Here is a 1,079-nt window from a genome sequence, read left to right as displayed (position 1 = left end):
TTGGGCGGCCCGCGTCTTTTGTTTAAACGCCCCCGGGGGGGGGGGGGCCGCCTCCGCCGGGGTACGGGCGCGCTGGTACGTGAAAGCCTTCATGCCGGCCTCCCCGCATAGTCCGTGATCGCATCGATGATGTTCGAGTACGCACCGCAGCGGCAGATATTGCCGCTCATGCGCTCGCGCAGCTCGGCCGGCGACAGCAGCGGCTGCGCGTCCAGGTCCGCGCTGACGTGGCTCGGGATGCCGCGCCGGATCTCGTCCAGCGCCGCGACCGCCGAGCAGATCTGGCCCGGCGTGCAGTAGCCGCACTGGTAGCCGTCGTGCTTCACGAACGCGGCCTGCAGCGGATGCAGCTTGTCCGGCGTGCCGAGGCCTTCGATGGTCGTGACGTCCGCGCCTTCGTGCATCACGGCGAGGCTGAGGCAGGAATTGATGCGGCGGCCGTCCACGATGACCGTGCAGGCGCCGCACTGGCCCTGGTCGCAGCCCTTCTTGGTGCCCGTCAGGCGCAGATGCTCGCGCAGCATGTCGAGCAAGGTGGTGCGCGTGTCGAGGTCCAGCTCGTAGCGCTGGCCGTTCACGCGCAGCGCCACCCTGGCCGTGACCGGCGCCGGCGTGGCGGCGGGCGCCTGGCCCGTTTCAGGTCCCTGGGCGGACGCCATGGGCGGCAATGCCGCGGCCGTGGCGGACAGCGCGCCGCCGATCAGCAGGTCGCGCCTCGTCTGGTTGATGTCGCTCGAGTCGATCATGGGTACGCTCCCTCCTGTGTACGGCATCGTCGTCAGATTGCGCATATTAAATCCGATCGGCCGAGTACCCGTGCACGATACGCGCGCCCACGCGTAAATTCGGCATTTCCAACCAGGTCGCCGCCGGCCGGTAGCACATTCCGATACCGCCAGGCGCACACCGCGCACCCGGCGCGGCGCGGCCTTGGCCCGGCCCGGTGCGACGGGCAAGATGGCGCCACGTTCAAAAACAAGGAGGAACCATGAAGCGCCTGTTGCTTGCAACCCTGTTTGGCCTGGCCTGTGCGAGTGCCCATGCGGCCGAGGCGTCGGCCCCGTCGCGTGCCGCCAGCG

1 protein-coding gene is annotated in these 1,079 nt (G+C 69.4%); it reads right to left on the bottom strand.

All coding sequences use genetic code 11. The features are described 5' to 3' along the window. Positions 1-89 precede the first annotated feature (89 nt). Positions 90-746, bottom strand: a complete 657-nt coding sequence (gene paoA, locus ACEN88_RS32430; protein WP_413346341.1) for an aldehyde dehydrogenase iron-sulfur subunit PaoA — start codon at positions 744-746, stop codon at positions 90-92. Between the last annotated feature and the right edge of the window lie 333 nt (positions 747-1,079).

This window comes from Massilia sp. CT11-108, assembly GCF_047302915.1.
GTDB lineage: Bacteria > Pseudomonadota > Gammaproteobacteria > Burkholderiales > Burkholderiaceae_D > Telluria > Telluria orientalis.
This window is presented reverse-complemented; position numbering and strand designations above follow the sequence as displayed.

Excerpts from the sequence above, each read along its gene's own strand:
- paoA (WP_413346341.1), bottom strand. The coding sequence starts at position 746 with ATGATCGACTCGAGCGACATCAACCAGACGAGGCGCGACCTGCTGATC.